Source organism: Microcoleus sp. F4-D5, assembly GCF_036704885.1.
Taxonomy (GTDB): domain Bacteria; phylum Cyanobacteriota; class Cyanobacteriia; order Cyanobacteriales; family Microcoleaceae; genus Microcoleus.
The window spans coordinates 1-16,381 of record NZ_JAUBSX010000016.1 but is presented as its reverse complement, the minus strand read 5'-3'; the positions used below and the strand labels follow the sequence as shown (position 1 = coordinate 16,381).

The 16,381-nt window shown below is 48.2% G+C and carries 15 protein-coding genes and 1 pseudogene; 7 read left to right on the top strand and 9 right to left on the bottom strand.

Annotation, left to right across the window (positions count from 1 at the left end; translation table 11 throughout):
• Nucleotides 1-133: 133 nt before the first annotated feature.
• From dprA to QUA80_RS10230, 3 genes are all read right to left on the bottom strand, one after another.
• Nucleotides 134-1,285: a DNA-processing protein DprA gene (gene dprA, locus QUA80_RS10240; protein ID WP_333423790.1), complete on the bottom strand. Its 1,152-nt coding sequence runs from the start codon at nt 1,283-1,285 to the stop codon at nt 134-136.
• Nucleotides 1,286-1,462: 177 nt separating this feature from the next.
• Complete coding sequence (locus QUA80_RS10235; protein WP_333423788.1) at nt 1,463-2,116, bottom strand: YdcF family protein; 654 nt, start codon at nt 2,114-2,116, stop codon at nt 1,463-1,465.
• A gap of 140 nt (nt 2,117-2,256) precedes the next feature.
• A complete protein-coding gene (locus tag QUA80_RS10230) occupies nt 2,257-2,904 on the bottom strand; it encodes a DUF2301 domain-containing membrane protein (protein WP_333423787.1) in 648 nt (215 codons plus the stop codon).
• Nucleotides 2,905-2,984: 80 nt separating this feature from the next.
• On the opposite strand from QUA80_RS10230, the gene QUA80_RS10225 reads away from it, so the two are divergent.
• Nucleotides 2,985-3,662: a calcium-binding protein gene (locus QUA80_RS10225; protein WP_333423785.1), complete on the top strand. Its 678-nt coding sequence runs from the start codon at nt 2,985-2,987 to the stop codon at nt 3,660-3,662.
• A 158-nt stretch (nt 3,663-3,820) separates the two neighbouring features.
• Here the strand turns inward: QUA80_RS10225 and QUA80_RS10220 are convergent, their stop codons facing one another.
• Nucleotides 3,821-4,576 carry a DUF561 domain-containing protein gene (locus QUA80_RS10220; protein ID WP_333423783.1) on the bottom strand — a complete coding sequence of 252 codons (756 nt, stop codon included), beginning with the start codon at nt 4,574-4,576 and terminating at the stop codon, nt 3,821-3,823.
• 238 nt (nt 4,577-4,814) lie between these two features.
• Entirely contained in the window at nt 4,815-5,288 is a 474-nt protein-coding gene (locus QUA80_RS33765) for a creatininase family protein (RefSeq protein WP_445302227.1), read from the bottom strand.
• Between the two features lie 529 nt (nt 5,289-5,817).
• Between QUA80_RS33765 and QUA80_RS10210 the strand changes: the two genes are divergently transcribed.
• Entirely contained in the window at nt 5,818-11,169 is a 5,352-nt protein-coding gene (locus QUA80_RS10210) for a PAS domain S-box protein (protein WP_333423781.1), read from the top strand.
• 188 nt (nt 11,170-11,357) lie between these two features.
• Here QUA80_RS10210 and QUA80_RS10205 read toward each other — a convergent pair whose 3' ends face one another.
• Together QUA80_RS10205 and QUA80_RS10200 are read right to left on the bottom strand one after the other, a co-directional pair.
• On the bottom strand, nt 11,358-11,531 hold the full coding sequence (locus tag QUA80_RS10205) for a hypothetical protein (protein WP_333423780.1): 174 nt from the start codon (nt 11,529-11,531) through the stop codon (nt 11,358-11,360).
• 24 nt (nt 11,532-11,555) lie between these two features.
• Complete coding sequence (locus QUA80_RS10200) at nt 11,556-11,867, bottom strand: WGxxGxxG family protein (RefSeq protein WP_333240631.1); 312 nt, start codon at nt 11,865-11,867, stop codon at nt 11,556-11,558.
• A gap of 337 nt (nt 11,868-12,204) precedes the next feature.
• Here QUA80_RS10200 and QUA80_RS10195 point away from each other — a divergent pair, with 337 nt between their 5' ends.
• Both QUA80_RS10195 and QUA80_RS10190 read left to right on the top strand, forming a co-directional pair.
• Nucleotides 12,205-12,849, top strand: coding sequence for a hypothetical protein (locus QUA80_RS10195; protein WP_333240629.1), 645 nt, complete (start codon nt 12,205-12,207; stop codon nt 12,847-12,849).
• A gap of 20 nt (nt 12,850-12,869) precedes the next feature.
• The gene (locus QUA80_RS10190) at nt 12,870-13,616 is read left to right on the top strand and encodes a pentapeptide repeat-containing protein (protein ID WP_333423778.1); all 747 of its coding nucleotides are present in this window, start codon (nt 12,870-12,872) and stop codon (nt 13,614-13,616) included.
• A gap of 177 nt (nt 13,617-13,793) precedes the next feature.
• On the opposite strand, the gene QUA80_RS10185 is transcribed toward QUA80_RS10190, so the two are convergent.
• Nucleotides 13,794-14,321 (bottom strand): hypothetical protein, encoded by a 528-nt coding sequence (locus QUA80_RS10185; protein ID WP_333423776.1) that lies wholly within the window; start codon nt 14,319-14,321, stop codon nt 13,794-13,796.
• Nucleotides 14,322-14,405: 84 nt separating this feature from the next.
• On the opposite strand from QUA80_RS10185, the gene pyrE reads away from it, so the two are divergent.
• On the top strand, nt 14,406-14,981 hold the full coding sequence (gene pyrE / locus QUA80_RS10180) for an orotate phosphoribosyltransferase (protein WP_333423774.1): 576 nt from the start codon (nt 14,406-14,408) through the stop codon (nt 14,979-14,981).
• Between the two features lie 333 nt (nt 14,982-15,314).
• Here the strand turns inward: pyrE and QUA80_RS10175 are convergent.
• A pseudogene (locus QUA80_RS10175) lies at nt 15,315-15,497 on the bottom strand (transposase); the annotation flags it as partial.
• Between the two features lie 90 nt (nt 15,498-15,587).
• Here QUA80_RS10175 and QUA80_RS10170 point away from each other — a divergent pair.
• On the top strand, nt 15,588-15,770 hold the full coding sequence (locus tag QUA80_RS10170) for a transposase family protein (RefSeq protein ID WP_333423772.1): 183 nt from the start codon (nt 15,588-15,590) through the stop codon (nt 15,768-15,770).
• Nucleotides 15,771-15,789: 19 nt separating this feature from the next.
• On the top strand, nt 15,790-16,338 hold the full coding sequence (locus tag QUA80_RS10165; protein ID WP_333423769.1) for an ISAs1 family transposase: 549 nt from the start codon (nt 15,790-15,792) through the stop codon (nt 16,336-16,338).
• Nucleotides 16,339-16,381 lie beyond the last annotated feature (43 nt).

Sequence of the window (16,381 nt, the reverse complement as noted above, 5' to 3'; positions counted from 1 at the left end):
GAATGCGCCGGGGAGCAATCCCTTATCTCCTGGCCATATTCACTCGGCGGTTGAAACCGCCGAATAATCTTCAATCCGCGCAGGCGGATTTTGTGTGTGTAGAAGCGGTTTCAACCGCCCAGTTTTTTTCACATCAGCAGCGCTGATATCGCATTCCCGGTAACTGCGAAACTAATCCCAACAATTCCAACTGCAAAAGTATACTAGAAACTCTTCCCGGTTCCAATCCCGCTGCTTCCACAATTGTATCAAAAGAAATCGGCCCAGATACGATCGCACTTAACACCTTAGCCAATTCCGGCTCCAACGGCGGCCCTTGCTTCTCAACCGTCGGATTTGGAGGAAACAGCGACAACTGCTCGGCTCTATCCAATTTTGGCATAGCTCCGAGCATTTCCAACAACCTGTCTTCGCTTAAGAGTCGATCGCTATTCGGCAGAATCGGATGAGCGCCTTTACTCAGCAATTCCAAACACCCAAAAGAACGCTCGTCATCCAATCTACCCGTCAAAACATACACATCTCGGCAAAAATCATTCGCTTGATAAGCAGTAATTAAAGCACCCGATTTATGCGGAGCTTCTATCACGATTGTAGCGCGGCTCAAGCCAGCAATTATGCGATTTCGGCGGGGAAAATTAGTTTTATTCGGTTGAGTACCCGCCGGATATTCGCTAATTACCAATCCCTGCTGCAAAATGCGATCGCACAACCTCTCATTTTGTTTGGGATATACAATATCTACTCCCGTCCCCACTATTGCGAAAGTCCTTCCTCCCGCCTCCAAACAGCCTGTATGAGCCTCTGTATCAATGCCAGCCGCCAATCCCGAAACCACAGTAAAACCGCTTTTAGCCAAAGCCGTACTAATTTTGCGAGTCCACCTTCGGCCGTATTCCGAAGGGCTGCGAGTACCAACCATTGCCACCGTCGGCGTAATTCCTTGATTCTCTTTGCGATCGACTAAACCGCGATAATACAACACTGGTGGCGGATTGGGAATCTCCAATAATAAGCGCGGATAATCTGGATCGGCGGGCGTCCAAAAACAGGGATTTTTGATAAGATGTTTTTCGATAAATTCTTCGGGATTTAATTTTGTTCGTTCTTGCGAAATGGTTTCAATTATCTGCTTGCCCAACCCTTCAATTCGCATTAAATCTACTGGTTTTGCCGTCCAAGCTTCTGCCAAACTATTGAAATTTTGGTGCAATCTTTGCAACAAAATCGGCCCGATACCGTTAATTTGCGACCATGCTAACCAGTAAGCGCGTTCTTCTAACAACGAGTTGCCCTCAACTTATCTGAGAAAAATTTTATCATTTTTGGTTGAATATAGTAGGAAACTGCAGAGCCTTGTCCTGTAGTTCCACAGATTTAAAAGTGTTATATAAATATTTTTACGAACCGCGAAGGCGCTAAAAACGCGAAGGAAATTAAGACGGAAGTTGACAATTACTGGCTAAGCTTTCCAATCAACGAAACGGGCGTAAATATAAGCAATAATTTCTCCGATTACCGTCCGAAAACCGTCGCTAGATTTCCACCATTCTTGTGGGTCGTAATCTTGCGGTTTTGCAGCTATAATCCCGACTTTAATGTCAGGATTTAGCACTTCTTTGAAAACAATCCAACTTCTGCGGGCGTGAGGGCCAGAAGAATAAAGATTAATTGAGTCAACTTTTAGCGCAGAAGCAGCCAGCCAATCCCGAAGCGCGATCGCAGAAGCAGCAGTGCGGTGTTTGACAACACTCGCTGCTGGTACTGCTACTACTTTGTTTTTATCAAATCCTAGCGCAATACAAGTCGCAGCAGTTAGTGCGGCATAATTTTTATATTCAGCGAGATAGAAGCCTTTACTTAAAGGAACTCCTGTGGTAATTAATTGGCGGTATTCGCCTTTTTTGAATTCAGCGAGCGCACTTTTTATCGCATAATCCGGCAACCAGCCTTCGACAACCAAGATATCTGCTTTAATGGGCGCATTTACTGCCAAGAATGGATGAATATTTGTGATAATTAAGAGCATTGCAATGATTAACCCCATGATAGCAATTACCCAACCTTCTCTGGTAATTGCCCACATTTCTTGGCGGCGGATTAGACGAATTCTCATTTTAACTCGATCTAGATGTTTTCGGCTATGGAGTCAGATTCGGCGAGACTGGGGAACGGGGAAATAGTGGGAAAGTGATATGGGAAAGTGATATAATTTCCCAATTTTCCATGCCCGATTCCCAATGCCCCATTCCCAAATTATTGGTGTTTCAAATACTCAAAAACGCTCTTATCCCCGATATCCTGCGGCATCGGTTGAAAAAACTTTCGCACCGCAAAAATGATAAACAAAGCCGCCCAAACTGCCAGCAAAAATTGTTCATTTTCGGCTGACAAAAAACCGAAAATATGTCCTAAAATTAAGAGCGGAACTCCCGGAGTCAAAAACTTAGTTTCCAGGCGGTTGAAGCAGAAAGCTTCTTTAAAATAAATGCCATTTAAGGCGGCAAAAGTAAAGCCAATTCCCCACAACGTGGCTGGATGTTCGTACACTGCTAAAGCTAGGGGTTGGCTGCTTTGTACGGCGACAAACAGTGCTGCCGCGCCACCGATCGCCCAAAACGCCTGTAGTGTTCGGTGTAGCGCAATCATGTAAATGTGAATCGTTGCCAAGCTGACGCCTAAAGCTATCCAGAAACAAGCAAAAATAGGTGTTACAGCTTGGATTGCAATCGGGTTGTCGCCCTGTTGCAGCACCAGAGTAGTGCCGATCGCAAAACACAGCGCCGCCACCCCCAATCCTACCCGGTAAATCAACACTCCCGCGCGATCGTTTTGAGTAATCGTAAACTCGCCGAATTGTCCTTGATAGACTGGCGATTCATCAGGCGATTTCAGTAGTTGCATTACACCTTCCTCCTCTCAGACACGAATGTACTTCTGCCAAGATATACTTTATTGATAAACCGAGCCAGCGAGACCGAGCGATGCCTAAATTTAACAAGCCTAAACTTAACCAGCCTAAAGTTAACAAATCTAAAGTTAACAAATCTAAATTGGACGATCGCCCCGATCGAAGCAAATCCCTTCCTCCGCAATCCGAACTTCCTCCAGTTCAGCTTGATGAAACCATTGTAGCAGGCAGAAGACCGAAATCGGTAAACGACTTTCAGCGCCTGCTGGAGGAATTATCCGAATTGAGCGCAACCTACGAGCCCGCAGCATTGCGCCATCTCCCGCCAAAACCTGAATTTAATGCTGAGCAATTTGAAATTAGAATTAGCAAAATTTTTCGCGTTCAAGATATTGATGTCAGCAGGGAAAACTTAATGAAATATCTCGACTACCTCAAGCAAAATCTTCACTTTCCATGCTACGTTACCGGCATAGAAGATTTTGAATGGGAAGAAGGATATGTCATCGGTGAAGGGAGCAAAAAAGAATATGCAAGGCTCAAAAAAACTCAACCTTCTTATACCGATACCTTTACAATTACTCGGTTGGAGGATTTAGTTCTTCAGGAAGACGACATTTTTGTGAAAGTCGAGCGCGTCGGCGATTGCAGAACATTTACTTTGCCTTTATCAGATTTAGAATCAGTTGATGCAAGTTCCCCAAACAATCAGTTGTTAGATGATTATGCTGTGTGGTTTATCAATTATTAAGGAAGTTTTGGAAGAGGGAAAAAGTGGTGGAGGAGAAGAGGGTAAAAGCGGGAGAGTGGAAGAAGGGGAGAGTGGGAGAGGGGGAGACTGGGGGATGGAAAAATCTTCCTGATTCCTGCTTCCTGATTCCTGCTTTGTTCTTCCTTCTTCCTGCTTAATTAAATTGAAGCCGCAAAGCGCGATCGCGAAACCAAAGCCAAAGCTTCAACCAGACTGCGAACAGCCGCGATCATCGCCACTTCGCTATTAAGTTGACTGACAGCAGAACCGACACCAATACCAGCAGCACCGGCTGCAATAGCGAGGGGTGCGGTGACGCTGGAGATGCCGGAAGCGCAGAGTACGGGGACTGATACGGCGCGGGAAATTTCAAAGGCTGCGGCTAAAGTAGGCGCTGCTTTTTCAATTAATCCCAGGGTGCCGGCGTGAATTGGTTGGGCGCTGGTGCCGCCTTCGGTTTGGATGATGTTAGCCCCAGCTTTGACTAATTCTGTTGCTAATTGCACTTGTTTGTCGAGTGCCAAAATGTGGGGAACTGTTACAGAAAGAGTGATGTTCGGAAATAGCGATCGAGTTTCGCGAGTCAACTGCAAAACTTCCTCAGCTTCAAAGCGGCGACCTACTGCGTAGAAAGCATCAAAGTTGCCAATTTCAATCAAATCAGCGCCAGCTTCTACCGCAGGCACAAACTTTTCCGGTTCCACAGCAGATACACAAACTGGCAAATTTGTCAATTGTTTTGCCATCAATACCAAATCTCGATCGGCAGCAATATCGACAAAGGAAGCACCGCCGAGATCCGCTGCTTTGACGACAGCCGCAACGTTCGCGGCATCAAAATTATTTAAACCGCTGATAATTTTCAGGGCGCGACCTTGCTCAAATGCGCGCTGCAATTTAGAATTTACACTCATCGTTAGTTTTCCAACTCAAAAAATTTCTTAGACTCATTTTGACACGGATTAGAACAAATTTTGATTTTTTATTCTTAATTTTTAATTACACCCTTCAAAAAGAATGCAACTCTACGCAAAGTCCCAACTCCTACACAATCAGTCATTCCCAATTACCCAATCTAAAATCTAAAATTTAAAATCTAAAATCGAATTACTTCCCGGCTGTTGAAATTTGTAAACATTTGATAACTCGTACTCAACCGTCAGAGAGAGATTCTCGAATCCGAGATCCCTTTTCTTTCGCCGCCGTCGCATCGCCCAACACACCGCTTTCAGTCAACTCTCGCGTCAGCCAAGCAAAAGGCAAATTGCCTTCCATACTCAGCAAACTGTCGATCGGCAAATTCTTCGGATATTCTGTAACAGCCAGTTCCATTTTCACCTGCGACGGCAAAATCGACAACATCAAACTCGTTTCTGCATTACCAGCGTGAATCCCAAACTCCAACTCCTTCAGACTGAATAACAGTCCAGGACGCACGCTTCCCAAAAAAAACTGGTTTCTCGTTGTAGCGATGTTTTTGCGTCCTGGACTGAATAATTCAGCAGCAACATTCGGAACCCGCCAAACAAACAGCGAAAAAACAGAGACATCCCGATCTTTGCGATGAATGTCCCGCGCCGCAATTTCCATTACCTGCGGCTGTCCGCCGCGGCAATTGATTAACACTAACTTCCGCAATCAAGCATGGTAAATACTGTCTGCCATTTCGCCGATTACTGCTAAAAGCATCTCAGCAATGAGCATAATTATACCGGGAAAATGGCAGTGTTCGTTCGCCTTGCCAGACTACAAAGGCGGCAAAGCCTAAGCGGGAATATTTGCATCTAACTTTGCCAGCGCTTTGCTTGTCACTGCCGCGCTGGGACATCTACAATTAAAGGTTAATGGTAGCCGTGCTGTTCGATCCCACCTAGCGACTGAACTATCGCAGTATTTTCCCAAGCCAGCACAGACGGAATTTCTGTGCGAGTTAGAGCTGGAAAAAAGCGCAATCTTAGAATAAAATTGTGGGTAAGGTGGCGACAAGAGTAAAGGCAACTAAGGCAATCAACTAGCCTGAAAACTAAAAAGTAATTCCCCAGAGAGATAACTAATTATGTTTCTAGGTAGATGCTATAATTTGTAGCAGATGCATTAAGAAGGCGCTGATATACGCTCGCCAGCTCAGACAGAAAGACGTAGAGACGACTAATAGATGGAAGCTTGGCCAACCCCAGAAACTAATTTAACTGATATTCCGATCGCCGATGAACTGTCGCGCCGCATCCCTCGATCGCACGATCGAAAAGCAGAAAACCGAGCGCTGCAAACGCTGGCCAAACAATTGGCAACCTCACCCCACAGGCTGCTCAAAACACTGGTTGGGATCGCTAAAGATTTGTGCGGCGCAGGAAGTGTCGGAGTCTGCTTGCTCACAGAAAATACCAGTTCCGAACAAATCTTTCAGTGGGTGGCTGTGGCGGGCGCGTGGGAAGCCGCAGAAGATAAAAACACACCGCGCAAATTGCGTTTGTCGGGAACTCGTTTCGATCGCCAAACTCCCCAGCTTTACTTCGCTCCCGAAAAATACTTTACCGACTTGCAACAGCTAGAATTGCCGATCGCCGAAGCGCTAGTCGTGCCGCTGCAAGCAGAAAATCAACCGCTGGGAGCAATATGGATTGTATCTCACGATGCCGACCGCCAATTCGATGCCGAAGACTTGCAGATCGCGATCGCCCTAGCAGACTTTGCCGTTGCCGCCGTACAAATCGATCGCGCCAATCGAACCAAAGAAGCTTTGAGAGAAAGCGAAGAACGCTGGCAGCTAGCCTGTGCCGGCAACAACGACGGCATTTGGGATCGCAACCTGCAAACCAATTACCAGATCCTGAGCGATCGCTGTTTAGAGATTTTGGAACGCGGGCCCGAAGAAGTCAAGGACTTGGGCCAATTTTTGAGCTACATTCATCCCGATGATTTGGAGATAATGCAAAGCAATTGGCAGCAGCACTTGCATCGAGAAACCTCACATTACTCCTGCGAGTACCGCGTTCGCTGTCGGGACGGGCGCTACAAATGGGTTTTAGCCAGAGGGCGAGCCATTTGGGACGAATCAGGCAATCCCGTGCGGGCCGTGGGTTCCCTGACAGATATCACCGATCGCAAACAAACTGAAATTGCCTTAAAACAAAGCGAAGAACGTTTGAGCGTCGCCATCGAAGGCTCAGGCATGGCAACCTGGGATTTTGACGTGCGAACACATCGAGTAATTTGGTCGGCGACCCATTTCAGCATTTTGGGCTGCGAACCCCTACCGGGCGGCGAAGCAAGCGCCTCTGTGTGGGAAAAATGCGTGCATCCAGACGACTTACAACAAGTCATGCAAGCAGCCAAAACAGCTCGGCAAACGAGATCGCTCTACTCCCCCGAATACCGCATCATCCGGGCAGACAGCGGAGAAATCCGCTGGTTGAGGGCGTTCGGGCGCTATCTCTACGACACCGCGGGCGAAGCAGTGCGGTTTATCGGAGTATTATTTGATGCTACCGATCGCAAAAACGCCGAACTCGCCCTGCACCAGAGCGAGCAAACCGTGCGCCGTCAACTTGCAGAGATAGAATCGCTCTACCAAACAACTCCCGTCGGTTTGGCCGTTTTAGATACAGATTTGCGGTTCCTCCGGATCAACCAGCGGTTAGCAGAAATCAACGGCTTGTCCGTCGAAGCGCACATCGGCCGCACCGTGCGCGAAATAGTCCCCGAGTTGGCAGACACAGCCGAACCTTTGTTGGGCCGCCTTCTCGAAACCGGAGAACCGATGCTGAATTTGGAACTCACGGGTGAAACCAAGGCTCAACCCGGTGTTGTTCGCACTTGGCTCGAGAATTGGTGGCCGCTCAAAGACAGGGGGGGGGAGATTGTCGGGATTAATGTCGTGGTACAGGAAATTACCGATCGCAAAATCACCGAACTCGCCTTGCAAGAAAGCAACAACCGCTTTCATTTAGCTGCAAGGGCGATCGACGGCATCGTGTTTGAGTGGGATTTCGCAGCGAACACGGTTTACCGTTCCGAGGGGCTGTACTCCCTCGTCGGTGTACGCCCAGAGGATGCACAGACAACACCAGAGTGGTGGAGAGAACGCATCCATCCCGTCGATTTGGCGCGCATCCAAGCGGAGACGGCAGAACTCTTGAGTGTTGAGCGCTACGAAAGCGAGTACCGAGTCCGGCACGAAGACGGGCGCTGGATCGATGTTTGGGAACGCGCCTGTTCGATCCGCAACCAGCAAGGTGAAGTGACCAAAATAGTCGGCTTCACAACCGACATTACCAAGCACAAACAAGCAGAAGCAGCACTGCGCGATCGTGAAAACCACCTGCAGTTGATTCTCGACAGCGCCAAAGACTACGCCATCTTCACCACCGACACCGACGGACACGTTACCAGTTGGAACGCAGGCGCCCAGAGATTGCTGGGCTATAGCGAAGCTGAAATCGTCGGGCAGGACGGAAGAATCATCTTCACCCCAGAAGACTCTGCTGCCAGAAAGCCGGAAGTAGAAAGGCACATCGCCCTGACTCAGGGAAAAGCAGAAAACGAGCGCTGGCACGTCCGCAAAGATGGCAGTCGCTTTTGGGGCAGCGGACTGGTGATGCCCCTGCGCGACGCAGCAGGCGACGTGCAAGGTTTGCTGAAAATCATGCAGGACAAAACCGAGCGCGAGCAAATAGAAGAAGCACTGCGGCAAAGCGAAAATCGCTACCGCAGCCTCGCCGATGCCGTCCCCCAATTAATGTGGATCAACACTGCCGACGGCAGGTTAGAGTTTTGCAACCAACACTGGAAAACCTATACGGGCATGAGGCCAGAATTGCCGCTGGCTGCACCGGTGCTGCACTTATTTCATCCTGAGGATCTGCCAGCAGTTGTCGCCATCCGCACTCCTGCGATAGAAGCAGGGGAAGCCTACGAATTTGAGTGTCGGGTACGCAGGTTTGACGGTACTTACCGCTGGCATTTAGCGCGACTTGTTCCCGTCAAAGACAGGAAGAGACAGGTGGTGCAATGGGCGGGGATAGGGATTGATATTGACGATCGCAAACGAGCCGAAGAAAGCTTAGCAGAAAGCGACCGCCGCTTCCGCTTCCTGGCTGAGTCGCTGCCCCACCTGATTTGGAACGTAGACTCCGCCGGAGAAATTCGTTTTACCAATCAACAAAAATGGTTGGAATATCTGGGAATGTCTTACGAGGAAGCCGCTCACAACAATTGGGAGTCTCTGGTGCCGCCGTCCGATGCGGCAGAAGCTTCTGCCCGCTGGCAAGAATGTCGAATCACCGGAGAAGTTTATCAAGTTGAGCTGCGCCTGCGGCGGGCAGCAGACCAAATGGAACGCTGGCATTTGTCCCGCGCCGTGCCAATTCGCGGCGCGGGAGGCCAGATTGTCGAGTGGATCGGCACGAATACCGATATTCACGATCGCAAACAAGCCCAACTCAACGAGCAGTTTCTCTCCGATCTCGAACTCCGCTTGCGGCAGCGCTCTAACCCCGCAGAAATGTTGTGGGAAGCCATGCACAGTGTGGGAGAATATTTAAATGTCGATCGCTGCATATGGCATGAAATCGATTTAGAAGCCGATCGGGCAATTGTCCGGCAAGACTGGCACCAGTCCGACCTCCCCAGCACCGTCGGCATCTATCAAATCTCAGACTTTAAGACGGCAGAACTGAAAGCTCTCTCCATGGCAGGTCAAACACTTGTCATCTCAGATATCGCTAATGACCCGAATACAGCGCATTTATTCGATAACTACGGTGCCGTTTGCATTCGCGCTTTGGTCGATGTTCCCTGCCTTCAGGAAGGGCGCTGGGTGGCTCTTTTGCTGGTGACATCAAAGGTGGTTCGGCACTGGCGGCCCGATGAAGTGTGGCTGATGCAAGAAGTGGTGGCTCGCCTCTGGACGGTGATCCTGCACGCGCGAGCCCTGCATGAGCTGCACGAAAGCGAGGCTCGGTTCCGCGCTCTAGCTGACAACATCGCTCAGTTGGCCTGGATGACAGATGCCACCGGCTGGATTTTCTGGTACAACCAGCGCTGGTTTGACTACACGGGCACCACCCTAGAGGAAATGCAGGGCTGGGGCTGGCAGCAGGTGCACCACCCGGAACACGTCGATCGCGTTGTCGAAAAATTTAGGCACTGCATGGAAACAGGTGAACTCTGGGAAGATACTTTCCCTTTGCGCGGCAAAGACGGATCGTACCGCTGGTTTCTCTCCCGCGCCGTGCCGATTCGCAACGATCGAGGCAAGGTGCTGCGCTGGTGCGGCACCAACACTGACATTACCGATCGCAAACTTGCCGCAGCGGAACGGGAACGCCTTCTGGCGCTGGAAAAAGCCGCGCGGGAAGAGGCAGAACAGGCTAACCGCGTCAAAGACGAATTTTTGGCTGTTTTGTCCCACGAATTGCGGACTCCCTTAAACCCGATTGTGGGCTGGACGAAGCTGCTGCGATCGAACATTCTGACACCGGAAAAGCAGCGTTACGCCTTAGAGACGATCGAGCGCAACGCCAAACTGCAAACCCAGCTTATCGAAGATTTGCTCGACGTGTCGGGGATTCTGCAAGGCAAGGTCAGCTTGAATATTGCACCTGTGGATTTAGCCGGGGTGATCCGCGCTGCTATTGAAACGGTGCGTCTGGCGGCGGAAGTCAAATCGATTCCAATCAGCACTCGATTTGCACCGAATCTCGGCCCGGTGTTGGGGGATGCGGGGAGACTTCAGCAGGTAGTCTGGAATTTGCTGTCAAATGCCGTCAAGTTCACGCCGCCGGGAGGCAAAATCCAAGTCGTTCTCGATCGGGTGGACACCAACGCCCAAATTACTGTAACTGATACGGGAAAAGGTATCGAACCTGATTTTCTGCCCTATGTATTCGACTACTTCCGGCAAGCTGACAGCACGATGACGCGCAAGTTTGGCGGATTGGGTTTAGGATTGGCGATCGTCCGCTATCTCGTCGAACTCCACGGCGGCACGGTGAAATCCTACAGTTCTGGCGAAGGCAAAGGCGCAACCTTGACCGTCTGGATACCCCTGATGCCCGTGCAACCTCACAGAAATCCTGCGCCAACTCCGCCGCCGGAACAATCCTTCAATTTGAGCGGTATCAGGGTGTTAGCGGTCGATGATGATGCCGATGCGCGAGATTTGGTGATTTTTATGCTTGAGAATTGTGGGGCAAGTGTTACGGCAGTTGCTAACGCCGCTGATGCCTTGGCGGTTTTAGCTGAGTCTGTGCCGGATTTGCTGTTGAGCGATATTGGAATGCCCGACACTGACGGTTATATGTTGCTGCGGCAGGTTCGGGCTCTGGCGCCCGACCGAGGGGGACTGGTTCCGGCGATCGCCCTCACCGCTTATGCTGGAGAAATTGACTATCAGCAGGCCCTGGCTGCGGGGTTCCAGCGCCACATTGCTAAGCCTTTAGACCCCGATAAGTTGGTGCAGGCGATTTTGGATTTGCTCGATCGTTCTGGCAAAAACATTTTTTAAGGTCTTTTTGTGTCTGAAAAGTCTTTATTTAACGAACCGCGAAGACGCTAAGAATGCGAAGGAAGAAAGGAAGAAGAAAGGAAGAAATAAATAATATCAAATCCGGTTAGATCTGAGATGTTTGACTATTCTCAATCAGGATTTTATGAGCGTTGCTCTGAGCAGCGGCACACAAGAAAATCTATCTATTATGGAACAGGCCGGAAAGCCGATTCTTGACAATGGTGCAATATCTGAGATCTCGCCAATTTTATAGCCGTTCGATCGCGCATCGTCTCAAACAAAAAAACCCCACCGATGGAGGTTTTTTGATGATTGTTGGCGATCGTCGAACAGGTTAAAACATCCTGTCCCTGCATCATGCCCACAGCCCTAAGACTCGATTATTAGCGGTAGTCGGTGCGAACGGCTGGATCGCGATCGCCTGTTGTAGTGGTATAGCGGACATTTTCTTCGCGTTTGCGGGGAATCAAGCCCAACAAACCAGACAAGCCTAGCAATCCCAACCATCCCCAATCAAAATCGCGATCGGTTTCTGTATTGTAGACATCAGAGCGAGGAGTGGTTGTGGTGGTGGTGCTGTTAGTACCGCCAGTTGTATCTGTCTGAGCAGAAGCAGGCAGATGAGCTGGTGCTATGGCTAAACCAGCAGCTATAATACCTGCACCGATTGCTTTGGATAAATCAGAACGTTTCATAATTCAAAAGCTCTCTGCGTTGGGAAAAATCTTTAACTATCACAACTATATCGATCGGCTTTTAAAGTTAAATCCACCTGTAGCAGTAAACATTGCTAAGTTCCACCTATTACTACAGATTGATATCAAATTTTTAGCAGGGGCACGAAATTAAAAATTGCTCGCGGAGGCACTCGGACACTAGAAATCGCGGGTCTGACACCTCACTAGGTTGTCAGGCACTCCGGCATTTCCCGACAACAGACAAGGTGTTGTTGACAAAAAAAGGTAAACTCAGATATTGCACAAACAATTGCACAGAGAACAGTTAGAACTCGATCGACGGAGATAAAAACTTTTGGGAATAGAGCTACGCAGCTACGTATTTCTAGACAATTTGCAGCCGCAGCACGCAGCATACATAGGTACAGTCGCCGCCGGATTCTTACCGCTGCCGGGGGATGCGTCGCTGTGGATAGAAATCTCGCCCGGTATAGAAATTAACCGAATTACCGATGTCGCCCTCAAATCTGCCTCCGTGCGCCCGGGAGTGCAGATAGTCGAACGCTTGTACGGTCTTCTGGAAGTACACTCGAGTCAGCAGGGGGAAACGCGGGCTGCAGGTAAAGCAATTCTAGAATTCATCGGAGTCCGCAGAGAAGAATGTATCAAACCGCGAGTGATTTCCAGTCAAATTATTCGCAATATTGACGCCCACCAAACACAATTAATCAACCGCACCCGCCGCGGACAGTTGCTGCTGGCGGGACAAACGCTTTACGTCTTAGAAGTAGAACCGGCGGCCTATGCAGCGCTGGCGGCAAATGAAGCAGAAAAAGGCGCATCTATTAACATATTAGAGGTTCAGGCTGTCGGTAGTTTCGGACGGCTTTACCTCGGCGGCGCAGAACGAGATATTATAGCAGGTTCCCAGGCAGCGATTGCGGCGGTGGAAAGTGTGGCTGGTAGGGAAAATCCAGCAATTTTTGGTCGCAAGGAATAGCCGTTAAAGGAGATGTAATTATGGCAAACAAACAGCATTTAGCGCTCCTGAAAAAAGGTGCAGTTACTTGGATTGAGTGGAGAAATCTCAACCCGAATATAGAACCGGATCTGAGCGAAGCTAATCTCGCACAAGCAAATCTCAGGGGGGCGCATCTTTGGCGGTCGAACCTTTTGAAAGCAGACTTGTTTAAGGCTAAGTTAATTGCGGCCAACTTCGCCGAATCTAACCTCAGTTTAGCAAATCTTTCCGGAGCGCAACTGTTAGAAACTAATTTGATTAAAGCTAACTTAACTGGCACAAACCTCCAAGAGGCTGACCTCAGAGGAGCTGATTTGAGCGGTGCTAATTTAATTGGGGCGGACATTAGCGGTGCCAATCTCCAACAAACTGATTTAGGCGATGCGAATTTAATCGGTGCGGTGATGTTTCGAGTTAATGCGATCGGTGCAAACTTCAATTGTGCTAATCTGAGTCAAGCCAATCTCCCTCAAGCCGAATTGATTGAAGCACATTGTTATGCAGCGAATTTCTCTAAAGCTAACCTCGGAGAAGCTCACTTCACTGGAGCATATCTTTTCAGGGCAAATCTCAGTTTTGCAGAGTTGACCGCTGCGGATTTTCGGTGGGTAAACCTCGGCAAAGCTGATTTGAGAGGGGCGAATTTGACCGGGGCAAATCTCAGAGGTGCGAACTTGGCGGGAGCTAATCTGGGCGAAGCTCTTTTGAAAAGAACAATCATGCCTGACGGCAGCATTGTTGCATAAATATTGGAGAATATTTATTCCTGTAAAATAACCGCGATCGTCAAAAAAAGCCAGTTGTGCGTTTACCGAAAGGATTGCCAAAAAGTGAATTTTGGGGCGGGTTCAGACTTTCTCTCTAATACAAATCCGAGATGAGAGTAAACCCGCCTCGGCTCAAAACTCGCAACTGTCGATCGATTAATTTTTGCGGACAGGGGATACTTGATAAAGTCCTCTAACTGGCCCTGGATCTGTCTGTGAATCTTGCTGCTGTGTTGGAAGTGTAAACTGATCTTGGAGCCCGGCGGGAGTGGCGAAACAGCCGCTGGGTTGAGGTGCTAGCTGGCAAGCCGCAGGCAGTGCCATGACTGAGGCATCGAAGGGATTGACGGCATCCGGGACGCGGAGAATTGGATCGCTGGAAACTTGGCGCTGCATTATTCGTCGGTAAAAGCCGTTGACGCGACTGGCATCCCGCTCAATTTCTTTTTCGGGAAAGGCAACGACTCCGCTGGGGGAACCGATGCCTAAATAGTCGCCAAAGTAACCTTGCAAGCTGACGTTTTGGTAAAAGTCTCCTGAAGCTTCAAAGAATTGTCGGTTGAAGTCGTCGGCAATCGGGTGAAATCGCTCTGTTTGTGCTTGGGCTGGTTTGACGGATGCCAGTGCGGCAGAGGCGACAGCGAGAATCAACGCGCCGCTCAGGCTTTTTAACTTTTGACTCATATATTTGGGCCTCCTTAATTAATTCCGATTCCACTATAAACTGATTATCGGCGGATTATTTGTGTTTTTTACACGGTGTAAGTTATGGATGCTGCGGATTTAAAGTTATTGCGCGATCGACTTCTAGATTTGTTGTGCGAGTTTGCTTATCGTGAAGGCGATTTTGTGCTGTCTTCAGGGCAGAAAAGTTCTTATTACATTAACTGCAAACCGGTGACGCTGCACGCTGAAGGTGCTTTGGCAACGGGACGTTTGCTGTTGTCGATGCTGTCGTCGGACGTGCAAGCGGTGGGCGGTTTGACTTTGGGTGCTGACCCGATTGTAACTGCGGTGAGCGTAGTTTCGGCTTTGGGCGATCGACCTATACCAGCTTTAATTGTCAGAAAGGAGACAAAGGGACACGGGACAATGGCGTATATTGAGGGCCCACTGTTGCCAGAGGGGACGAATGTAGCGGTTTTGGAGGATGTGGTGACGACGGGCAAGTCGGCGATGCAGGCGGTGGAACGGTTGCGGGCGGCTGGTTATAAAGTCGATCGCGTGTTGTCGCTGATTGACAGAGAGCAAGGTGGTGCCCAGTTTTATCGCGAGGCGGGATTGGATTTTCAAGCCGTTTTTACGATTAACGATCTTCAAAAGTGGATGGCTAGCAAAAAATAGGGAAAAGTGCGATCGCCAGCCTCCTCCTCAGAAGAATCGCGTCAACCGCCGAACATTTAATAGCGAGAAGGGCGGGCGATCTCATCAAACTCACAGCACTCGATACCACAAAAAACCAAAAATGTCAACTCAAGTAGAACTCTAAATTTACTCTTATCAATTCAGTTTTCTACCAGCATCAGGTCAACTAACCAATAATAAACTAGGGATTGACGGTAACAAAAAAAATACTCCAAAATCAATCTCTATCTTTGGCACATAAAGATTTAATAGCAATTCTTTTATTCGGCGCTATTGCACTGAATGAAAACAGCGCTGAGATTATAGCTATAGTCATTTTAAATAACTATGAGATACTCTTTCTGCACAATAAGCACGAATAATTTCATCAAGAGATGTGCCAGGAGACGCATACATTTTAGCTCTCTTTAATGCACTAAAATCATGCTCAATATCATTTAAGTCAGGAGAGTATTTTGGTAAAAATATTATCTGATGACCCGCCTCCTCAACCAGGGTAAACGCATCTTAACTTTAACCCAAAATATGCTACACTTATATCCGATGAATTTTTAGGTAGTTTATTGTAGTTTATTCGTGCTATCAATGGCAAGAGGTTTTAGTAAAGCTGTAACTTCCCAACAAAAACAAACAGATTCATTGCCGTCAATGAATATTTTAAATACCAGTTTTTTAGAGCATTTTGCCAATTTGAAAGACCCAAGAATAGAAAGAAGTAAAGAACACTTACTCAAAGATATTATAGCGATTGCGATTCTAGCTGTCTAGACTCGGTGCCGACGGATGGGTGGCAATAGAAGACTATGGTAATGCCAAATATGAATGGTTGAAAAGCTTTCTAGAATTACCGAATGGTATACCATCTCATGACACATTTAGTCGGGTATTTGCCAGAATTGAACCGCAGCAGTTTCAAGAATGTTTTTTGAGTTGGGTAAATGCCATAGTCGGGGAATTAGAACTAAACGTAATTGCCATTGATGGCAAAACAATGAAACAATCTTATGACCGAAATGACCAGCAAAAAGCGCTACATATAGTTAGTGCCTGGTCTTCATCTCATCAACTGGTTTTAGGACAAAAAAAAGTCGATAAAAAATCTAACGAGCTAACAGCGATTCCGGCATTAATAGAAATGTTAGAAATCGCCGGAAGTGTAATAACCATAGACGCTATGGGATGTCAAAAAAACATAACATCTCTGATTATCAAGAAAAAAGGAGATTATATTTTAGCTTTAAAAGGGAATCAAAAACTCCTGTATACCGCCGTAAAAGAGTGGTTTGAAGTAGCTAAAAAAGCAGATTATTTAGGCAGAGACTACAGTCCGGCATGAGCAAGTAGAAGCCGGACATCATCGAGTGGAAAAAAGACAAGTC

What these genes read in the sequence shown, in the direction of transcription:
- QUA80_RS10235 (WP_333423788.1), bottom strand. Translation starts at nt 2,116, where the DNA reads ATGAGAATTCGTCTAATCCGCCGCCAAGAAATGTGGGCAATTACCAGA.
- QUA80_RS10205 (WP_333423780.1), bottom strand. Translation starts at nt 11,531, where the DNA reads ATGATGCAGGGACAGGATGTTTTAACCTGTTCGACGATCGCCAACAAT.
- QUA80_RS10210 (WP_333423781.1), top strand. Translation starts at nt 5,818, where the DNA reads ATGGAAGCTTGGCCAACCCCAGAAACTAATTTAACTGATATTCCGATC.
- pyrE (WP_333423774.1), top strand. Translation starts at nt 14,406, where the DNA reads ATGGATGCTGCGGATTTAAAGTTATTGCGCGATCGACTTCTAGATTTG.
- QUA80_RS10190 (WP_333423778.1), top strand. Translation starts at nt 12,870, where the DNA reads ATGGCAAACAAACAGCATTTAGCGCTCCTGAAAAAAGGTGCAGTTACT.
- QUA80_RS10225 (WP_333423785.1), top strand. Translation starts at nt 2,985, where the DNA reads ATGCCTAAATTTAACAAGCCTAAACTTAACCAGCCTAAAGTTAACAAA.
- QUA80_RS10230 (WP_333423787.1), bottom strand. Translation starts at nt 2,904, where the DNA reads ATGCAACTACTGAAATCGCCTGATGAATCGCCAGTCTATCAAGGACAA.
- QUA80_RS10220 (WP_333423783.1), bottom strand. Translation starts at nt 4,576, where the DNA reads ATGAGTGTAAATTCTAAATTGCAGCGCGCATTTGAGCAAGGTCGCGCC.
- QUA80_RS10200 (WP_333240631.1), bottom strand. Translation starts at nt 11,867, where the DNA reads ATGAAACGTTCTGATTTATCCAAAGCAATCGGTGCAGGTATTATAGCT.
- QUA80_RS10185 (WP_333423776.1), bottom strand. Translation starts at nt 14,321, where the DNA reads ATGAGTCAAAAGTTAAAAAGCCTGAGCGGCGCGTTGATTCTCGCTGTC.
- QUA80_RS10170 (WP_333423772.1), top strand. Translation starts at nt 15,588, where the DNA reads ATGGCAAGAGGTTTTAGTAAAGCTGTAACTTCCCAACAAAAACAAACA.